This is a genomic window from Terribacillus saccharophilus (assembly GCF_000725365.1).
Classification (GTDB): domain Bacteria; phylum Bacillota; class Bacilli; order Bacillales; family Amphibacillaceae; genus Terribacillus; species Terribacillus saccharophilus.
Genome location: NZ_CP008876.1, coordinates 1,839,448 through 1,859,747 on the forward strand (window position 1 = coordinate 1,839,448; position 20,300 = coordinate 1,859,747).

17 protein-coding genes, 1 other RNA gene and 1 other annotated feature are annotated in these 20,300 nt (G+C 44.4%); of the genes, 3 read left to right on the top strand and 15 right to left on the bottom strand.

Annotated elements, in window-relative coordinates; translation table 11 throughout:
* Positions 1-3: 3 nt before the first annotated feature.
* From mnmA to cymR, 3 genes are read right to left on the bottom strand one after another with little or no spacing between them, the layout of a single operon-like run.
* The gene (mnmA, locus tag GZ22_RS09350; protein WP_038561566.1) at positions 4-1,116 is read right to left on the bottom strand and encodes a tRNA 2-thiouridine(34) synthase MnmA; all 1,113 of its coding nucleotides are present in this window, start codon (positions 1,114-1,116) and stop codon (positions 4-6) included.
* Between the two features lie 5 nt (positions 1,117-1,121).
* On the bottom strand, positions 1,122-2,270 hold the full coding sequence (locus tag GZ22_RS09355; protein ID WP_038561569.1) for a cysteine desulfurase family protein: 1,149 nt from the start codon (positions 2,268-2,270) through the stop codon (positions 1,122-1,124).
* 15 nt (positions 2,271-2,285) lie between these two features.
* A complete protein-coding gene (gene cymR, locus GZ22_RS09360; protein WP_038561572.1) occupies positions 2,286-2,705 on the bottom strand; it encodes a cysteine metabolism transcriptional regulator CymR in 420 nt (139 codons plus the stop codon).
* Positions 2,706-2,863: 158 nt separating this feature from the next.
* On the opposite strand from cymR, the gene GZ22_RS09365 reads away from it, so the two are divergent.
* Together GZ22_RS09365 and GZ22_RS09370 are read left to right on the top strand one after the other, a co-directional pair.
* On the top strand, positions 2,864-4,132 hold the full coding sequence (locus tag GZ22_RS09365) for a replication-associated recombination protein A (RefSeq protein WP_038561575.1): 1,269 nt from the start codon (positions 2,864-2,866) through the stop codon (positions 4,130-4,132).
* Between the two features lie 105 nt (positions 4,133-4,237).
* Positions 4,238-4,978, top strand: a complete 741-nt coding sequence (locus GZ22_RS09370) for an RsfA family transcriptional regulator (protein WP_038561578.1) — start codon at positions 4,238-4,240, stop codon at positions 4,976-4,978.
* A 56-nt stretch (positions 4,979-5,034) separates the two neighbouring features.
* On the opposite strand, the gene ssrS is transcribed toward GZ22_RS09370, so the two are convergent.
* The 11 genes from ssrS to GZ22_RS09420 all read right to left on the bottom strand — a co-directional run bounded on the left by ssrS (position 5,035) and on the right by GZ22_RS09420 (position 17,886).
* A non-coding RNA gene (gene ssrS, locus GZ22_RS18250) (6S RNA) lies at positions 5,035-5,213 on the bottom strand.
* A gap of 62 nt (positions 5,214-5,275) precedes the next feature.
* A complete protein-coding gene (gene aspS, locus GZ22_RS09375; protein WP_038561582.1) occupies positions 5,276-7,060 on the bottom strand; it encodes an aspartate--tRNA ligase in 1,785 nt (594 codons plus the stop codon).
* Entirely contained in the window at positions 7,053-8,345 is a 1,293-nt protein-coding gene (gene hisS, locus GZ22_RS09380; RefSeq protein WP_038561585.1) for a histidine--tRNA ligase, read from the bottom strand. The genes aspS and hisS overlap by 8 nt, the downstream gene beginning before the upstream one ends.
* 76 nt (positions 8,346-8,421) lie before the next feature.
* Positions 8,422-8,640 (bottom strand) — a binding site (T-box leader).
* A 46-nt stretch (positions 8,641-8,686) separates the two neighbouring features.
* The gene (locus GZ22_RS18605; RefSeq protein WP_164072067.1) at positions 8,687-8,857 is read right to left on the bottom strand and encodes a hypothetical protein; all 171 of its coding nucleotides are present in this window, start codon (positions 8,855-8,857) and stop codon (positions 8,687-8,689) included.
* An 80-nt stretch (positions 8,858-8,937) separates the two neighbouring features.
* Positions 8,938-9,399 (bottom strand): D-aminoacyl-tRNA deacylase, encoded by a 462-nt coding sequence (gene dtd / locus GZ22_RS09390; RefSeq protein WP_038561591.1) that lies wholly within the window; start codon positions 9,397-9,399, stop codon positions 8,938-8,940.
* An 18-nt stretch (positions 9,400-9,417) separates the two neighbouring features.
* A complete protein-coding gene (locus GZ22_RS09395) occupies positions 9,418-11,634 on the bottom strand; it encodes a RelA/SpoT family protein (protein ID WP_038561593.1) in 2,217 nt (738 codons plus the stop codon).
* Positions 11,635-11,797: 163 nt separating this feature from the next.
* Positions 11,798-12,313 (bottom strand): adenine phosphoribosyltransferase, encoded by a 516-nt coding sequence (locus tag GZ22_RS09400; protein WP_038561596.1) that lies wholly within the window; start codon positions 12,311-12,313, stop codon positions 11,798-11,800.
* Positions 12,303-14,648: a single-stranded-DNA-specific exonuclease RecJ gene (gene recJ, locus GZ22_RS09405; protein WP_038561599.1), complete on the bottom strand. Its 2,346-nt coding sequence runs from the start codon at positions 14,646-14,648 to the stop codon at positions 12,303-12,305. The genes GZ22_RS09400 and recJ overlap by 11 nt, the downstream gene beginning before the upstream one ends.
* A gap of 57 nt (positions 14,649-14,705) precedes the next feature.
* Positions 14,706-15,089, bottom strand: coding sequence for a LapA family protein (locus GZ22_RS09410; protein ID WP_084160708.1), 384 nt, complete (start codon positions 15,087-15,089; stop codon positions 14,706-14,708).
* A gap of 86 nt (positions 15,090-15,175) precedes the next feature.
* Positions 15,176-17,434 (bottom strand): protein translocase subunit SecDF, encoded by a 2,259-nt coding sequence (gene secDF, locus GZ22_RS09415; protein WP_038561602.1) that lies wholly within the window; start codon positions 17,432-17,434, stop codon positions 15,176-15,178.
* Between the two features lie 155 nt (positions 17,435-17,589).
* On the bottom strand, positions 17,590-17,886 hold the full coding sequence (locus GZ22_RS09420; RefSeq protein WP_038561605.1) for a post-transcriptional regulator: 297 nt from the start codon (positions 17,884-17,886) through the stop codon (positions 17,590-17,592).
* A gap of 119 nt (positions 17,887-18,005) precedes the next feature.
* Here GZ22_RS09420 and spoVB point away from each other — a divergent pair, with 119 nt between their 5' ends.
* Positions 18,006-19,553 (top strand): stage V sporulation protein B, encoded by a 1,548-nt coding sequence (gene spoVB / locus GZ22_RS09425; protein WP_038561607.1) that lies wholly within the window; start codon positions 18,006-18,008, stop codon positions 19,551-19,553.
* Between the two features lie 6 nt (positions 19,554-19,559).
* On the opposite strand, the gene GZ22_RS09430 is transcribed toward spoVB, so the two are convergent.
* A complete protein-coding gene (locus tag GZ22_RS09430; protein WP_038565850.1) occupies positions 19,560-20,219 on the bottom strand; it encodes a DUF421 domain-containing protein in 660 nt (219 codons plus the stop codon).
* Positions 20,220-20,300 lie beyond the last annotated feature (81 nt).

Below are 20,300 nucleotides of genomic sequence, written 5' to 3' on the forward strand. Positions count from 1 at the left end.
GTTTTAACCGACGTATTCAAGCTGTTGTTCGTTCTTAATGATATCATCGATTGTACCGCCGCCAAGACATACATCACCATCATAAAAGACGACTGCTTGTCCTGGTGTTATTGCGCGCTGCGGTTCATGGAAATCGACACGTACTTTGTTATCACCGATTGGTGTAACCGTTACTTTACTGTCTTTTTGACGGTAACGGAATTTAGCTGTTACCGTAATCGGTTCAGACAGTTCTGTTTCAGAAACCCAGCTCATATCTGTAGCGATCAGTGCATCGGAGTACAAACTATCATGATTGAAACCTTGTTCTACATAAAGGATGTTTTCCTTCAGGTTTTTCCCGACAACAAACCATGGTTCGCCTTCGCCGCCAATACCAAGACCTTGACGCTGTCCGATTGTGTAATACATAAGACCGTCGTGTTTACCTTTCACAACGCCGTCCAGTGTAGACATGACACCAGGCTGTGCTGGCAGGTACTCGCTTAGGAAGCTCTTGAAATTACGCTCCCCGATGAAGCAGATACCAGTGGAATCTTTTTTCGTTGCAGTAGCAAGGTTATTTTCAGCCGCGATACGACGTACTTCTTTCTTGTCCATTCCACCTAACGGGAACATAACTTTAGATAGAGTTGATTCTGTCAGCTGGTTTAAGAAATATGTTTGATCCTTATTTTCATCCAAACCGCGAAGCATAACTGTTTTGCCGTCGCGCTCTACGACTTGTGCGTAATGCCCTGTTGCCAAGTAATCGGCTCCAAGAGACATCGCATGGTCCATGAAAGCTTTGAATTTGATTTCTTTGTTACACATTACGTCCGGGTTAGGCGTGCGGCCAGCTTTATATTCGTCAAGGAAGTACGTGAATACTTTATCCCAATACTGCTTTTCGAAGTTCACCCCGTAATATGGAATACCGATTTGGTTAGCAACTTTTTTTACATCTTCATAATCTTCTGTAGCGGTACAGAAGCCATTTTCATCCGTATCATCCCAGTTTTTCATGAAGATGCCGACTACGTCGTACCCTTGCTCTTTGAGCAGCAGGGCAGCAACGGAAGAATCGACACCGCCGCTCATACCGACGACAACACGAATATCTTTGTTTTCTTTCATCTTTGTCACTCCTTTCCTTTTGTTAGACGTTTTATAATAACAGCGACTGTCTGGGCAGCCTCTGCGACGGATTCTGCCGTGTTGCCGTATCCGAAACTGAAACGGATACTGTTCGTGACACGTTCATCATCACCATACATCGTTTTTAATACATGTGATGGATCAACGGAACCTGCTGTACAGGCACTGCCGCTGGATACAGTAACACCGGATAAATCAAAATTCATCAGCAGCGATTCTACATTCGTGCCCGGAAAACTGATATTGACTATTCCAGCCGAACGCTGACCAGATTCTCCATTAATGGAAAAATCGATTCCGGCGATTGTAAGCTCAGAAATGAAAGTATCCTGAAGCAGCTGATACGCTGCTTTGCGTTCTGTCCGTTTTTGCATTGCAAGTTCTGCTGCTTTACCAAAACCTGCAATGCTGGCAACATTTTCTGTTCCCGCACGGCGTTTGCGCTCCTGCTCCCCGCCGTAAGTGATCGGTTTTATACGAACACCCTCAGCTAGATACAACGCGCCAATTCCTTTTGGACCGTTGATTTTATGTGCTGATACACTCAAAAGGTCGACTCCAAGTGCATTAACATCAATCTCCTCGGTTCCATAAGCTTGGACAGCATCAGTATGGAAATATGCAGGATGAGATTGAAGCAGATCCCCAATAGCTTGGATCGGCTGCATGACTCCCGTTTCATTATTGATCATCATCACAGATACAAGCACCGTGTCCGGTCGAAGTGCCGTTTGCAGATCAGCAAGCTTAATTGCTCCTGACTCATCGGCCGGCAGGTACGTCACCTCAAAACCTTGGCTTTCCAGATAGTTGGCTGCATGTAGTGTAGCATGATGCTCGATTGCAGTCGTAATAATATGCTTACCTTGTTCGCGACAGGCATTCGCCACGCCAATAAGAGCCATATTATCCGCTTCTGTACCTCCGCTCGTGAAAATGATCTGTTTATCCGTTGCACCGATGCTTGCTGCAACCTTATCACGTGCAACATCCACGATATGCCGTGCTTCTCTGCCGAATGCATGGACACTGGATGGATTGCCGAATGTACCCTCCATCACTGGAATCATAGCCTGAATGACGTCTGGATGCATCGGAGATGTTGCCGCGTGATCAAGATAGATTGGTTTCATAACTGCTTGCCTCCATTAAATATAGAACATATACGGATCTGTGCTCTCATCATCTCCATGAGTGCAAAGATCCTCTAAAGTTGTTGTATCCAATACGTCTCTGACGGCATCACGGATGCGCAGCCAAAGCTGCTGCTTCGCCGGCTCCTCCTCTTCGATCCCCTCTACAGGTGTAATCGGGCCTTCAAGCGTACGGATTATATCGCCAGCAGTGATCTCTGATGGCGGTGAAGCGAGCATATAGCCTCCCTTAGCGCCCCGTATGCTTTTAACCAGACTGGCATTTCTAAGCGGTGCAGCGAGCTGCTCCAAATAATGCTCGGACAATTTATTTTCAGTCGCAATAGTCTTCAAGGAGACTGGTCCTTCTCCATAATGCTTTCCTAATGCGATCATGATAGTCAATCCATATCGTCCTTTAGTCGATATTTTCATCTCATAAAACTCCTCATAACTGCCTCAGTAATGTTCGGTTTCCAAAACAATAACGATTATTATACCAGAAAATATTATACCATGGATAGCAAGTGGCTTGCATTTTCTCCGGTCGCTGGATACGCTAAGACAAGCAGAAACAGGATGGAGGAATAAAAATGGCCAGACAACCATTAGCATACCGCATGCGGCCGAAGGACATCAGCCAGATTATCGGCCAAAAACATCTCGTCGGAGAAGGTAAAATGATCCGGCGGATGGTGGAGGCAGACCGATTAAGTTCAATGATTCTTTACGGACCGCCGGGCACAGGGAAAACGTCGATGGCCATCGCGCTTGCTTCCAGTGTTCAAATTCGATACAAACTACTGAATGCGGTAGTGGATAAGAAAAAGGATATGGAGATTGCGGTAGAAGAAGCAAAGATGAGCGGTCAGCTCGTTCTTATACTAGATGAAGTCCATCGTCTTGATAAAGCGAAGCAGGATTTCCTTCTTCCCCATGTTGAGAGCAATTTGATAACTTTGATCGGTTGCACAACAAGCAATCCCTATCATTCTATAAATCCGGCAATCCGGAGCCGAAGTCATCTGTTCGAATTGAATAGCCTGGAACCGGCGGATGTAAAAGAAGCACTTCAGCGAGCAGTAGATGACCCTGACCAAGGACTGGGCGCAATGCAGCTGGATATTACGAAAGAAGCATTGGAGCATTTTGCAAGTGCATCAGGCGGCGACTTGCGGGCAGCATTGAACGGCCTGGAGCTTGCTGCATACTCTACCCCAGCACAAGATGGAACTGTCAAAATTGATTTAGAAGTAGCAGAAGCTTGTATGCAGAAAAAAAGCTTTTCTCATGATAAAGACGGCGACGCACATTATGATGTATTGAGTGCTTTCCAGAAATCAATACGCGGCAGCGATGTAAATGCAGCCTTACATTATTTAGCACGTTTAATCGAAGCAGGCGATCTCGACAGCATCGGGCGCCGGATGATTGTTTGTGCCTACGAAGACATTGGGCTAGCCAATCCGCAAGCCGGACCTCGGGCTTTAGCAGCAGTAGAAGCAGCTGAGCGCGTAGGTTTCCCTGAAGCACGAATTCCTTTGGCTAACGCCATTGTAGAACTCTGTTTATCTCCTAAATCAAACAGTGCTTATAAAGGCATTAATGCTGCACTATCGGATATCCGCTCAGGCAAAGTCGGCGAGGTGCCTGCTCATCTGAAGGACGCCCATTATCAAGGAGCTAAGCATTTAGGCCGCGGCGTAAATTATCAATATCCACATGATTATCCAGGTGCTTGGGTGGAGCAGCAATACCTACCCGACCTGCTTAAGAACAGACGATATTATGAACCAGTAGACACTGGCAAGTTTGAACAAGCTCTTAAACAAGTCTATGAACGCGTGACAAAAAGAAAATGAGGTTACAGGTATACAAGTAGGAGTCTGCGGTAACAATGGGGCTAACAGTTTTTATTACTTTCTATGTTTGTAGATTAACAGATAAGAAATGGAGTGTTAGCCCATATGGTTAAAGTAAGACAAGATGCGTGGAGTCATGAAGACGACTTATTGCTGGCCGAAACCGTGCTTCGGCATATTCGGGAAGGAAGCACTCAGCTGAGAGCCTTCGATGAAGTCGGCGACAAACTGAATCGCACCTCAGCAGCTTGCGGCTTCCGCTGGAACGCAGAAATCCGCAACCGTTACGAACAAGCCGTTGCAATTGCCAAACGACAGCGCAAGGAGAAAAAACGCGCAGAACAAAGAGCACAGAAACCAGCTGCTGCACCCGTTCATCAGCCAGTACCAGTGATGTCCGTGATGGAAACACAACAAGCTTTCCCGATAACAATGGATGAAGAAACAGCCCGTTTCGAAGCAGAAATCGCACAAGAGACATTCATTGTTGGTGAACATACTGAAACACAGACCGATAGCAGCACGCAAGCTGAAGATCTGAACCTATCTCAAGTAATTGGCTACTTGCAATCATTGGAGCAAGGTTATCAAACTAGTGAAACGAGCCGACATACCATTCATCAGCTAGAAGCTGAGAACCATAACCTTCGCCATATAAACGAACAGCTTACAGAAGAATGCGAGAGCTTAAAAAATCAGCTTAAGACGATGAAAGCTGATTATCAAGTGCTCATCCAAATCATGGATCGTGCTAGGAAGATGGTTATCTTCGACGACCAGGATGCCTTTGCACCACCTGCTTTCCGGATGGATAAAAACGGCAACTTGGAACAAGTCGCAAAATAAAAAGCAGCACATACCCAGTAGGGTGTGTGCTGCTTTGTTCATTTTAACGGAAAAATAGCAATCCCGATCGTGCCGTCCTATTGAAGTTTTGAACCCGCTCTCCGCAGGTGGGTGCCCTGATTCGCACTTTATGCGTCCACTCCATGGAGGCTTGCATGCCGCGCGAAGACTATCGGGCTCCCGTACTTCACTGTAATCGGTCAAAACATATGAAGAACGTACACATCAGGATTGCTATTTGTTTATGGAACTATATTAGCATGGATAAACAGAGTTTTCAACTGGTAACTCTGTCTATTATGCTTCCTGCCCTGCTGATTTTTTCTGAATATCTAAATACAGCTCATCCAGCTGCTTTTTGCTTACTGGATCTGGAGCATCTGTCAATGGATCTGTCGCAGATGCTGTTTTAGGGAACAGAATTGTATCCCGAAGGTTAGTGCTATTAGACAATAGCATGATGAAACGGTCGTAACCAAGTGCAATTCCGCCGTGCGGAGGAGCTCCTGATTCCAATGCATCCAGTAGGAAGCCAAATTGCTCCTGTGCTTCTTCTTTCGTGAAGCCAAGAACTTCGAACATCCGGTTTTGCAGATCCATTTGATAGATACGCTGCGAACCGCCTCCTAGCTCATAGCCATTGAGAACAATATCATACGCTTCAGCTTTAACAGAGGAAGGATCTGTTTCCAGTTTGTCGATATCTGCTGCCGCCGGCATCGTGAATGGATGATGCGCTGCATAATAGCGGCCTTCTTCTTCGTCGTATTCGAATAATGGCCAATCTGTTACCCAAAGGAAGTTGAATTTGGTTTCATCGATAAGACCAAGCTCACGGCCAAGCTTATTTCGTAATGCTCCTAAGCTATCAAAGACCACTTTCGTCTTATCTGCCACAAACACCAGCAAGTCACCAGCTTCTGCAGAAAGAACTTGTTTCAGCTCGCTCTGGACTGTTTCATCAAGGAATTTCGCAATTGGTCCTTTCAAACTACCATCTGCTTCTGCTTTGACCCATGCAAGTCCTTTTGCACCGTATATCTTAACAAAATCAGTCAATGCATCGATATCCTTACGAGAGAAGTTAGCCGCCTGTCCTTTGACATTAATTGCGCTAACGCGTCCACCATTCTGGATTGCATCTTGGAATACTTTGAAGTCAGCAGATTTTACTGCTTCTCTTACATCTACCAATTCAAGTCCAAAACGTGTATCCGGCTTATCAGAACCAAACCGTTCCATTGCTTCTGCATAAGGCAGACGCGGGAATGGTACTTGAACTTCAACGTCCTTCACTTCTTTCATAACACGCTTCATCATGCGCTCTGTCATGCCGATGATATCTTCTGTGGACATGAACGAAGTCTCGATATCGATTTGAGTGAACTCTGGCTGACGGTCAGCACGTAAATCTTCATCACGGAAACAACGAGCAATCTGATAATACTTCTCGAAGCCCGAGATCATGAGCAGCTGTTTGAAAAGCTGCGGAGATTGCGGAAGCGCGTAAAACTCACCTGGGTGCACACGGCTTGGTACAAGATAGTCGCGCGCTCCTTCTGGTGTGCTTTTAGTCAGCATCGGCGTTTCCATCTCGTAAAATTCTTCTTCGTTCAAGAAGTTGCGGATTGCTTGCGTTGCTTGATGGCGAAGACGGAATGTCTCCTGTAGCGGTTTTCTTCGCAAATCAAGATAGCGGTATTTCAAGCGAACATCTTCGGATGCATCTACATTATCCTCAATTTGGAATGCTGGACTTTTCGCTTTGTTCAAGATACTGATTTCTTCTGCAACAACTTCGATTTCACCAGTTGCCATGTTTTGATTTTTAGTAGCATCTTCGCGCTCCACAACTTTACCAGTAACACTCACAACGAATTCAGAGCGGATTTGCTCAGCAGTTTCTAATGCTTCTTTGGATACATCAGGATTAAAAACGACTTGAACGATCCCTGAACGATCACGAATATCAGCAAAAATCAATCCGCCTAAATCACGTCGTTTCTGTACCCATCCTTTAATTGTTACTATCTGGTCTGCATGGCTCGTTCGTAGCAGTCCTGCCTTTTGTCTTTCACTCATCCGCTTTTCCTCCATCCAGCTGTTGTTTGATTGTATCCACAGCTTCTTTGATTGCTACTTCGTTCTGCTGTCCATCCTGCATATTACGTAGAGAGATAACGCCTTTTTCCAGCTCATCTTCACCGAGCACAACAACGAACTTGGCTTGTTGGCGATCAGCAGCCTTGAATTGCCCCTTCATTTTCTTGCCAAGGTAATCCTTATCTGCTGTTACTCCAGCTAAGCGCAGCTGATATGTCAGCTTTGCAGCTTCTTTTTGGACTGCTTCGTCACCAAGCGCAACCACATAAACATCTGTTCCAGCTTGAACAGGCAGTTCGATACCTTCTGCTTCTAAAGCAAATAATAGACGCTCTATACTAAGTGCATAACCGATACCTGGTGTGGATGGTCCGCCAATTTCTTCAACAAGACCGTTATAACGTCCTCCGCCTGTAAGAGTCGTAAGAGCACCGAAACCTTCTGCATTACTCATAATTTCAAATGCAGTGTGATTGTAATAATCCAAGCCTCTGACAAGATTCGGATCTACTTCATACGGAATACCAATTGCATCCAGATTCGCTTTAACACCGTCGAAGTATGCTTTGGATTCGTCATTTAGATAATCATGGATGGATGGTGCGCTCTTCACTTTAGGGTGATCACGGTCTTTCTTACAATCAAGTATGCGCAATGGGTTCTTTTCCAGGCGATTCTGGCAGTCACTGCATAGCTCATCTTTGACAGGTGTGAAGTGTTCGATCAGAGCTGTTCGATGTGCATCACGACTTTCTTTATCTCCAAGTGTATTGATAATAAGTTTCAATGATTTCAAGCCTAACTGCTGATAACCGCTCATCGCTAAGCTGATTACTTCCGCATCGATTGCCGGATCTTCACTACCCAATGCTTCAACACCGAATTGAACGAATTGACGCATACGTCCTTGCTGCGGTCGCTCATAGCGGAACATTGGTCCGTGATAGAACAACTTCGTTGGCTGCTCTGGCAACCCATAAAGCTTGTTTTGTACATATGCGCGAACGACTGAAGCCGTTCCTTCAGGTCTCAGCGTCAAGCTGCGGTCACCTTTGTCCTTGAATGTGTACATTTCTTTTTGCACAATATCGGTTGTTTCCCCTACTCCGCGAAGGAACAACTCTGTGTGTTCAAAGATTGGCACCCTGATTTCTTTGTAGTTGAATTTACTTGCCAGATCTGTCAGAACTTTCTCTGCATACTGCCACTTTTCTGATGTACCAGGTAAGATATCCTGTGTACCTCTTGGCGCTTTCATCTCCATGTGATACCCTCCTCGACTAATGACCCAATCCCCGGATTCCTAAAAATAACGACAAAAAACCCCCGTCCCTTATAACACAAGGGACGGGAGTTTTTCCCGCGTTGCCACCCTAGTTGGATACAGCTGTATCCCACCTTGGTCAGTTAACGCCTGCTACGTCACTGTCTACTGCGTTGTTCGACAGTGATCCTAAGGAATGTCTTTCAGTTCGAAGCTGTGCCAGGCGCTTACAGCCAATGACGCCTGATCTCTGTTCACAGTGATTTCGACTTACTCTTTCCCTCATCGGATTTCCGGTTTCTTTAGATTGTAATAATAGTACATGTTTGTAAGAAAGATTGTCAAGATTGTTTTAGCCGTTCTTGTAATTTTTTTCGTTCTATACTGTTTGGCGATCCTGTTATGTCCGGTACAAATGGATCGTCGATAAGAGAAGCCGGTTCACTTCTTAGCCGGATAGCATCCAGCCGAGCTGCCGCGAATACATGCTGCTGTGTATCACTGCCTCGCAAGCTGATCACACCTTTACGGATTTTTTCATCACTAGTATTCTCGCTGCATCTGTTTTTTATACAAAAAAAACAAGAAAGCATTATGCTTCCTTGTTTGGCCGATCTGCACTATCCAGAATAATGGTAATAGGTCCTTCATTGATAAGCTGCACGTCCATATGTGCACCAAATTCTCCAGTTTCCACGTGAATGCCTGCTTCAATAAGCTTTTGATTGAATTGTTCATAAAGCTTAATAGCAATATCCGGCTTAGCAGCGTCAGTGAAGCTGGGCCGGCGACCCTTGCGCGTATCAGCATATAACGTGAATTGTGAAATGGACAGAACTTCGCCACCGATTTGAAGGAGCGACTCATTCATCTTCCCGTCAGCATCTTCAAAGACACGGAGGTTAATCAGCTTGTTCACGATATAATCAAGATCCGCTTCCGTATCTTCATGTGTGATGCCAACAAGCAGCATGAATCCTTTGCCAATTTTTCCGATAACCTCTTCACGAACAGTGACGGAGGCTTCTTTTGAAAGCTGTGCTACTACTTTCATCTCTTGTGCCTCATTTCTTTATTGCAGCATTCTTGTAACTGTATAAATATCTTTTATTTGTTTGATTCGCTCTACAATCTTACGAAGATGGCCGATATTATGAATTAAGATAGTCAGATGGATTGTTGCAAGCTTATTCCGATCGGACTTGCCATCAACAGCAGTAATCTGCGTGCGAGTCTCATTGACAGCCTGCAGCACTTCATTCATCAAGCCATGTCTGTCAAAAGCAGTGATTTCAAGATCCACATGATATTGCTTGGAAATGGTTGCATTGTTTTCCCAGTCAACTTGAAGCTTGCGCGTTTGAGCATCTTCTGTCTGCATATTCGGACAGTCGGAACGATGGACAGAGACTCCTCTTCCCTTCGTAATATAGCCGACAATTTCGTCACCGGGTACCGGGTTGCAGCATTTAGAAAGACGAACGAGCATATTATCTACTCCCTCGACTCGTACCCCGGAATCTCGTTTGCGGCTTGAAGCAGCCGATTTTGACGCACTGGCCATCTTCGCTGTTTCGATCGTCTTCTCCATCACTTCTTCTTTTTCATACTGACGACGCAGACTCTCGGTAAGCCTCGTCGTGATCTGCGCAGCTGTGATACCTTGATAACCAACAGCCGCATACATATCTTCTTCAGACGTGAAGTTAAACTTCTCAACTACCTTGCGAAGGTTGTCCGGTGTAAATACGAGCTTCAAATCAAAGCCAGACTGTTTCACTTCTTCTTCCACAAGCTCCTTGCCTTTGGCAACATTCTCCTCACGGCGCTGTTTCTTAAAGAACTGTTTAATCTTATTACGTGCATGAGTTGTCTGAGCAAGCTTAACCCAGTCTTGAGAAGGTCCATAGGAGTGCTTGGAAGTCATCATCTCCACAATATCGCCATTCTTCAGTTTGTACTCAAGCGGCTCCATCTTACCGTTTATCTTGGCACCAACTGTATGGTTACCAACTTCAGTATGAACTCGATAAGCAAAATCAATTGGAACAGAACCAGAAGGAAGTTCGATTACGTCGCCTTTTGGTGTGAACACATAAACCATGTCACTGAAAAGGTCGAGCTTAAGAGATTCCATGAACTCCTCCGCATTATCGGATTCATTTTGGAAATCAAGTATCTCACGGAACCATGTCAGCTTCTCTTCAAATGATTTCTTTTGAGTGCTAGTATTAAGCTGTTTACCTTCTTTATACGCCCAATGGGCTGCGATACCATATTCCGCAATCTCATGCATTTCTTCTGTACGAATCTGCACCTCGAGCGGGTCGCCCTTTGGTCCAATAACAGTCGTATGCAAGGATTGATACAAATTAAGTTTAGGCATAGCAATATAATCCTTGAACCTGCCAGGCATCGGTTTCCAGCATGTATGGATTACACCAAGAACCGCATAACAGTCTTTGATGCTCTTCACAATTACCCGAACCGCAAGCAAGTCATAAATTTCATTGAATTGCTTATGCTGATACTCCATCTTCCGATAAATGCTGTACAAATGCTTTGGCCGTCCGAATATATCAGCATCGATATGAATATCACTAAGCTGGTTTCGAATTTGGTCCATTACGTCCCCAATGTAGCTTTCCCGTTCATCGCGCTTTTGCTTCATCAGGTGGACGATACGGTAATACTGCTGCGGATTCATATAGCGAAGAGCCGTATCCTCTAGTTCCCACTTAATCGTACTGATTCCGAGTCTGTGCGCAAGCGGCGCAAAGATTTCCAGTGTCTCATTGGAAATTCGGCGCTGCTTTTCAGGTGAAAGATGCTTCAGTGTACGCATATTATGCAACCGGTCAGCCAACTTGATTAAAATAACCCGGATATCCTTCGCCATTGCAACGAACATCTTCCGGTGATTTTCAGCCTGCTGTGCCTGTTTGGATTTATATTTAATTTTCCCAAGCTTGGAAACACCGTCGACCAGCATTGCTACTTCGGCATTAAAAGCCGCTTCCAATTCTTCGACCGTAACAGGTGTATCCTCCACTACATCGTGCAGGAAGCCGCCTGCAATTGTTTCAGCATCGAGTTCCAGATGAACAAGAATTCCCGCCACTTGAACAGGGTGGATAATATAAGCTTCCCCGGAACGGCGGAATTGTCCTTCATGCGCTTTTTCGGCGAACTCATACGCTTTCCGGATAAAATCTATATGCTCGTCCGACAGATATCGGGCTGCTTCTTGTATGACCTCTTCGGCCGTGAGAACTTTTTCCTTTGGCATCTCTTTAGTTAAACTCCTTCTCATCGTCTGCATAAGCGACGAGGGTTCTAAACTGTCACATGTTTTTTATAAGCTTAACAAATATCCATTCTATTCGACAAGTATCTGTTTATTAAAATGAACAAAGAGTGCCCCAAAAGAGGCACTCTAGTTATGTTCGATATTATTCGTAGCTAGTCAATGTAAGCACTTCATATCCGTCCAGCTTGTCTCTGCCGTCAAGATATGACAGTTCAACGAAGAACGCACATCCGACAACAATACCGCCTAGCTGTTCAACAAGATTAATCGTCGCTTCAATTGTACCGCCAGTTGCCAGCAAGTCATCCGTAATAAGAACGCGCTGTCCTGGTTTGATTGCATCTTTATGGATTGTCAAAACATTCTCGCCGTATTCTAGTCCATAAGCAACTTTGATAACTTCACGAGGAAGTTTGCCTTCCTTACGGACAGGGGCAAAGCCGATATCCAGCGCATAAGATACTGGGCACCCAACGATGAAGCCGCGAGCTTCAGGACCAACGATCAAGTCCACATTTTTATCTTTAGCGAATTCCACGATTTCATTTACCGCTGATTTATATGCCGGACCGTTATCCATCAATGTGGTGATATCCTTGAATCTGATACCTGGTTTCGGCCAGTCCTCTACGACTGTAATATATTTTTTATAATCCATTTACTGCTTCCTCCTCGATAACTTCCCCGCGTTCAAGTACGCGTTCCAGCCACGCTCTCAATTCCTTATAGCCGGAATAATATAAGATCTTCTCGACTTCTATCGCTTCCTTCAATCCCTGGTAGACTTTGGAGTCAGCCAGATCACGTTTGGAAGGATTTTGGTTGATTGAAATTTGATCCTTATCTAGTTTAACAAATTCCAGCTCAAAAAACACGTCGGAAATAAACTTGGTCCTTTCCGGACTCCAGCCCCGGCTGTTTTTCAGATAATCTTCGAGCTGGCGATAATCAATCGTCTTTTGCTTCAGCACAATTGCATAAAATATCTTGAATTGATCACGATCTGGGAAGCCTTGCAGATAGGCGTTCTCCTTGACGTCATAGCACGTATAAATTAAATCTGGCTGTATATGCTGCAATGCATACGTGATATCCTTTATACGACGAGGCAGATCGGCGAGAATGACCGCCTTGATATTGCCTGCTGCATTAGCAAGACCTTCTGTTTCAAAATCAAGAACACGAATTTGATCTGACAGCCAGCTTAAATCTGTATTCGGTCGAAAACGTACGACAGCTGTCTCTTCTTCGTCTTTAATATGAACAACCTTCTGCAGCTGTTTGCTGCCTCTATGATCAAATAGCTGCCAAGAGCGAATTGCGACATCCTCAATCAAAATTTGAGGTTTCTGTCTGCCATTCCATTCATTGATAGACAATTCTCCAACAACTTCCAGATCATCTGCGGGAGTGAGGAATGGGAAAAGCTCTCCCTGACCAAAACATACACCATCCAATTGTACGTTATCCTCCGCGAATACGAATTTAAGATGATTTTTATTCGCTCCGATGAGTTTTACTTCCCGCATCTGTGAAGTCAGCTTAACGAGCGGTTTTGGATTTTGCATACCAAAAGGCGCAAGCTGAGCCATGTCTTTGATCAAATCAATCGACACATCATCGACGGCAACCGACAAGTCGATAGCAAGAGTTTGTTTAAAATCTTTAGCTGAAAGTGATTCTGCTGCCATTTGGTTCAATGCTTTCCTCAATCTTTCCACTTGTTCCAGTTCCAATGTCATCCCGGCCGCTTGGGAATGTCCCCCGAAAGCAACGAAGTGATCGCGAACCTGCATACAATGATGGAACAAATCAAAAGCATCAATACTGCGGGCTGAACCTTTTGCCGTGCCTTTTTCTGGATGAATTGCCAGTACGATTGCCGGACGGTCGAAAGTTCGCACCAATTTAGATGCCACAATTCCAAGAACCCCTTCGTTCCAGCCTTCCTTGGCAACGATGATAACATGACTGCTGTCTTCTGCTGACTGTTCTCTTACCATTGCTTCTGCTTCTTTAGCTATTTTAGCTACGATATTCTGCCGTTCTGTATTGAGAGATTGTATTTCTTCTGCCATTTCTGCAGCTTCCTCATACGATGCTGCAAGCATCAGTTCGACAGCAAGGTCAGCATCCTGCAATCGTCCGACAGCGTTGATCCGCGGACCTATTTTAAAGCCGATATCTTCTTCAGTTACAACTCCATCTAGTCCGCAGCTATCTCTCAGTGCACGGATTCCAGGCCTTGTCGACGATGCAATTGCCTTTAATCCTTCTGCAGCAAGTACCCTATTCTCATCAACGAGCGGCACCAAATCAGCAATCGTGCCGATCACAACAAGATCAAGCAGCTGTTTTGGGAAATAACCAAGTAAATAATGAGCCAGCTTGAAAGCGACACCTACTCCGGCAAGCTCATGGAAAGGATAATCAGGCGAGCATTTCGGATGTACAACTGCGACAGCATCTGGAACTGCTTCCTGCACCTCATGGTGATCAGTGATGATAAGATCGATTCCGATTTGTTTTGCTACTTCCGCTTCGTGGTTCGCAGCAATACCGGTATCTACTGTTACAATCAATTGATAGCCATTGTCCTTTGCCGCTCGGAAAGCTGCCTCATTTGGGCCGTATCCTTCGGTAAATCGATTCGGAATATAATAATCACAGTCCGCTCCAAGCTCCCGTAATGCTTCTAATAAAACAACAGTGGATGAAACACCATCTGCATCATAATCTCCGAAAACCAGAATTTTTTCACCCTGCTCCACTGCAGCATGAATCCGTTCCGCTGCAACATCTATATCAGAAATAAGTTCCGGGCTGTGTAGGTCCTCTAGAGACGGATGAAGGAACCGTTTTGCAGCCTCTTCTGACGTGATTCCACGCTGTACGAGCAGCTGCTCCACAAGCGGAGAAACACCTAATCCCATCGGCTCTTGAGCTGAAGGGCGGCTGCTATTATCCTTCCATCTCATTCTACTTTCCAACATAAAAAAAGACCCCCTAACCAAGCTATTATACTAGAGCCTGGTCAAGGGAGCAATGTGTTATTGCTTGTATTCATCTCTTATTCGTTCGGATGTAGGATACGTATTCGTCGTCGGATCGGATATATTTGTTGTTGGACGATCTAGTTCTTCATGTCCTTGTTCCGCACGTTTTTCTTGTAGTTCTGTTATTTCAGCTGCTTTTTTATCGTTATCCTTGCGTAAAGCGCGTACTTCCCTATTTAACTTGAACATACGCAACCCTCCTACAGATGCTGTAATCAAGACGCCCATCAAAACGGAGAACAAAATGATTAGGATTAGCGGGGCGGAACCTGTTCCGAATAAATAGTCCACCTGCACGCTGTCTACGTTAATGACTGCGAATACTGCAATAAGTACTGCAAAAATGACTGCTAGAATGATATACCATTGTGCCTTCATTTGCTGGCTCCTTTCTAATGCGGCTACTCTATACATTCCCCATTCTAAAAAAAATAACCCCCGTATTTAATACGGGGGTTATCCAATCAGACTTGCGGTCCTTCCACTTTCTTTTTCTCTTCATGGATGATTGGATTTTTTTCAATATTTTTGCCGCGCCAAACGAGCCATAGCTGTGATGCAATGAAGAGGGAAGAATATGTCCCTGCAGCAAGCCCGATAATAAGCGCAATAGAGAAGTTAGCAATTGAAGCAGCACCGAAGATCCAGAGAATAATCGCTGCTACTATTACTGTCAGTACAGTGTTCACACTTCGTACAAGTGTCTGCAGTAGACTGTCATTTACGATCTTAGCCAGCTCATCGAACGTTTTCACTTTTCGTTTAATACGGATATTCTCTTTGATCCGGTCAAAGGTGACTATCGTATCGTTGATCGAGTAACCGATGATGGTTAGAATTGCAGCGATGATCGTAATGTCGAATTCCAGTCTGGTAATACTGAATACTGCCAGAATGAAGAAAGCGTCATGCAGTAAAGCCAAGATGGCTGTTACGGCAAACTTGAATTCAAATCGGATCGTTGCATACAGTATGATACCAATCGATGCAAAGATGACAGCATACAAACCATTTTTCGCTAGTTCTTTACCGATTATAGGCGAAACGGTACTGATACTCGGTGCATCTCCATATTCATCTTGAATACTGCTCTTCAACTCATTTTCTTCGTTCTTAGTGAGCGTATCTTCAAGTCGGACAGAGGCGTGTTTGCCGTCAGCAGAAAGCTGTGTTTCTCTAGACTCGAAGCCGAAATCATCCATCTTTTGCTCTACTTGTTCTGTCGTTAGAGCTTGGTTGGAATCGAATTCCACACGTGATCCACTCGTAAAGTCGATACCAAGATTCAGCTTAAATACACTCAAGCAAATGATCCCGGCAATCATAAGGGCAATAGAGAATGCAAAATATGCTTTTCTGTGCTTCACTAAATCCAGCTTCAAACCATAGAAAGTGACTTCACGCTCTTCTTTGTCATTCAGTTTGCGAATATTTTTCTTCGATACACCGAACCAGCCTGGTCGCTTATCGAAGGCACGGCTTTTCACCATCAAACTGAGTAATGCTCGTGATCCATACACAGCTGTGATGAAGCTCAATAGAATACTGATGATTAGCGTCGTTGCGAAACCTTTAATGGAGCTCGTACCGAAGATGAACAGTACGATTCCTGCAATCATCGTAGTCACGTTGGCATCGGTAATTGTTGCCAATGAGTTTTTGTTACCTGCTTTATAGGCAGCTTTGAGTGACTTGCCTGTTTTCAGTTCATCTTTTATCCGTTCGTATGTGATGATGTTGGCGTCAACTGCCATCCCCACACCAAGGATTAATGCTGCAATCCCCGGAAGTGTCAGAACAACACCAAGCAAGTCGAATACAAGTATGTTCAAATAAGCAAAAACTGCTAATGTAATGGATGCAATCAAACCTGGAAGTCTGTAATACACGATCATGAACAGCAAGATTAGCGCGAATGCGATATACCCTGCAAGCATGGTCTGATCAAGCGCTTCCTGTCCGAATTGAGCTCCAACTGAGTTTGAATATACTTCGTCCATCTTCACTGGAAGTGAACCCGCATTTAGAAGATCTGCAAGCTCTTGCGCACTTTCTACTGTGAAGTTACCTTCAATCTGAACTGATTTACTATTAATAGTCTGAGAAACCGCCGGAGCAGAAATAAACTTCTGTTCATTCTCAGGTTTTTGAGATTCCTCTTCATAAGAGTCTCCATCTTCATAATCCAGCCAAATTACCAGACGGTTTTCTGGATATGCCCGCTGTGATAGTTCACTCGTTACTTCACCAAATTTTGAAGCGTCCTTCATTTCCACTGTAACGAGCGGCTGATTCGTTTGCGGATCGAATGCTTGCTTCGCACTTCCTGCCTCGATATCCGTACCATTCAAATACTCTTTATCTGCAGTGTCACGGAATGATAGATTAGCAGTAGTCGACAGCATTTCACGAGCCTGTTCCTGATCCTTTACACCAGCAAGCTGGACACGAATCCGGTTTGGCTGCTCGATATCAATGCTTGTCTCACTAACACCTAGAGAATCGACACGCTCCGTTAATGCCTGTGCTGTGGCATTCAGCGTTGCCGTATTCACCTCGTCCCCTTCCTGCAGTGGACTTACCTCATAAAGTACTTCGAATCCGCCCTGCAGATCGAGCCCTAAGTTTAAATCATTTGCGATTCCTTTAACCGTCGTTCCCATCGCTCCTAAAAGCAATAGGACGATCAAGAAGAAGGCAACTATTCTTCCTCTTTTCACCATGATGCAACTGCCTCCCATTTTCCGTTCAAACGGAAACCTAATATGCTGCAGACTTTATCTGCAATAAAAATTACCTGTATGTACATGCTGTGCTCGTCCGTCAAATACTCACATAGTATAGAAAACATAAACGAGCACTGTCAACATTACCCTTATCAGGATTGCCCATTGATAGCGGCAATGGATGCCATTAGATCCTCATCTTCCTCATACACTGTCATAGTCAAGTAGCCCATATAAACCGATACATTCAGCGACATAATATCAGCAACTACTTCATATAATCGCTTTTGTTTATCTTTCTCTTTTTTCCACACCTTTTTCTCCATACAGCTCCAAATATCTGCAGCAGAAGCTTTATTATATCCAAGCAGGTGAAATTCTTCCTTTTTACTGATCACTGCAGGCATCACTTCTGACTTCCATTCATTTACTGTCTTTGTTTCGTACACGTTTCTACCTCCTAAAACAACTTGCCTTGTTCTGTTCAGGCTAGTCATGCTTGGCCATATCTCATGCATACATATAATTGTAGCCGAAAAACTAATATTTGAGAAGGCAGGTTGTCGATGTGACGAAGCAGACTTTCCTAAAAGGGGCACTCATTCTGATTGCTGCCAGCTTGATCACCCGCTTCCTAGGATTCGTGAACCGGATTGTCGTTGCACGTGTCATGGGGGAAGAAGGGATTGGTCTATACATGATGGCCATGCCGACATTATTCCTGGCGACTGCCATCACCCAGTTCGGACTGCCCACCGCTATTTCCAAACGGGTAGCAGAAGCAGATGTGCGGGGAGACAACGAACAAATCAAAAAAATCGTTGTCGTTTCTCTAACGGTAACACTTAGCATCAGCATTATATTTGTCGGATTTCTTTACTTCGCAGCTCCGTATCTGGCGGACAAGCTGCTAAAAGATGCGCGTGTCATCTATCCATTGCTGGCAATCGGACCAGTCATTCCGATATTGGCAGTTGCAGCAGTACTTCGGGGGTATTTCCAAGGCAAACAGAATATGAAGCCGCAGAGCTTCTCCCAAGTAATTGAACAGATTGTCCGGATTAGCTGTACGGTCTTCCTTGTAAAATTCTTTTTGCCTTACGGAGTAGAATTTGCTGCTTTAGGGGCGATGATTTCAGTTTTAATCGGAGAGTTCATTTCTTTGCTTTATATGCTCTATCAATTTAAACGAAAAAAGACTGTAAAAATTCGTTCTCAATTCGTAACAGCTTTAAAGGGAGGCAAACAGACGTTGGAGCGCCTGTTCTCGATTGCCCTACCTGCCACCGGAAGCAGGCTGGTTGCCAGCGGCACCCATTTCCTAGAGCCAATACTTACTGCCCAAAGTCTTGCCCTAGCAGGCGTCGGAACAGCAATGGCAACAAGGCAGTACGGTGAACTTACTGGCTATGCACTGCCTCTTTTGTTTCTGCCGACTTTCATCACGAATTCACTTGCTACAGCTTTACTTCCGTCTATCAGCGAGGCAAATGAACAGAATAGACACCAATTCGTACATTATCGGATTCACCAGGCAATACGACTAAGCTTTGCTTCAGGTGCAATAGCAACGGTAATTCTGACGGTATTTGCAGGTCCAATCCTTCATTATATGTACGGAAGCGAGAGCGCGGATCGATTCATCCTGCTCATGGCTCCTTTCTACCTAATGATGTATATTCAAATGCCGCTTAGTACCGCTCTGCAAGCGCTAGACGCAGCCAAATCAGCGATGTGGAATACGATTATTGGTGCAGGTGTTAAGATAATTTTACTTGTTTCATTGGCTTCCAATGCGAAGTTTGGAATTATCGGAGTAGCCATCAGTATGATTGTCACAGTAGTTTTAATCACTCTATTGCATTTGATCTCACTAGCACGTGTTGCTGGTTTTAGATTATCGTTGAAGGAAATCGGTCAAATGCTTGGTTTGCTAGGATTGACAGCTTTTACTGCACATCTGTTGAAGGGAATATTCGCCAGTTCACTATATAACCTTCCAACATTTTTATTATTACTTTCCATTCTAACTGTCCTGTATCTATTGTTCATGCTCAGTTTCGGGTTTATAACGAGAGCAGAAATAGAGCAGTTTCTGACTAGAAAAAAACGATAATGTAATTCAGCGTTCATCTTTTCGATCAATATACCAGTTATGGTCTTGGTCAAGCGTACAATACGAGATGCGTCCAATATCAGGATGGCCATGGCGCTTCATCTCACCGCGAAGCCAAGAATCAGATTTATTGATAGTATCCAACGCCTTTTGCTGAATCTCGCCATCAATAATCAATGGCTGAACAAAGCCGCTGCTGCCATCATCTGTATCCTGCTTTTCAAATACAGACAATTCTCCGGATGTCTCCAAAATTGCAAAATCGACATCCTGTACGCTTTTCGTTCCCTTTTCTCTCAGCTGCTGCTGAAGATCAGAAAAGCTGTAACGCTGCTTGCGCATTTCATGCTCGTCTATCTTACCGCGTGAAATTATGACTGATGGCTTTCCTTCCATAAAATCACGCATCTTAGGAAACTTTAAGGAAAGTAATGCCGTGCCTCTTTGTATTATCAAGAGTATTACCATCGGCACGATAAAGTGAAGCAAGTGACTGCTCGGGTCTTCTATAGAAAATACAGCTATTTCAGCTAACATCAAATAAACGACTAAATCGATGATGCTCAATTCACCAATCTCCCGTTTACCCATAAGGCGGAAAATAACGACGATGACAATATAAGAAAGAATCGTTCTTCCTATAATCGACCATTCCAGTGTATCCAGCAAAATGCCCGCCTCCTTTTTGTTTATTTTGTGTAAGAGTAATGGTTCTATTCGTTCTTAATTTGAACGGACGAGCATACA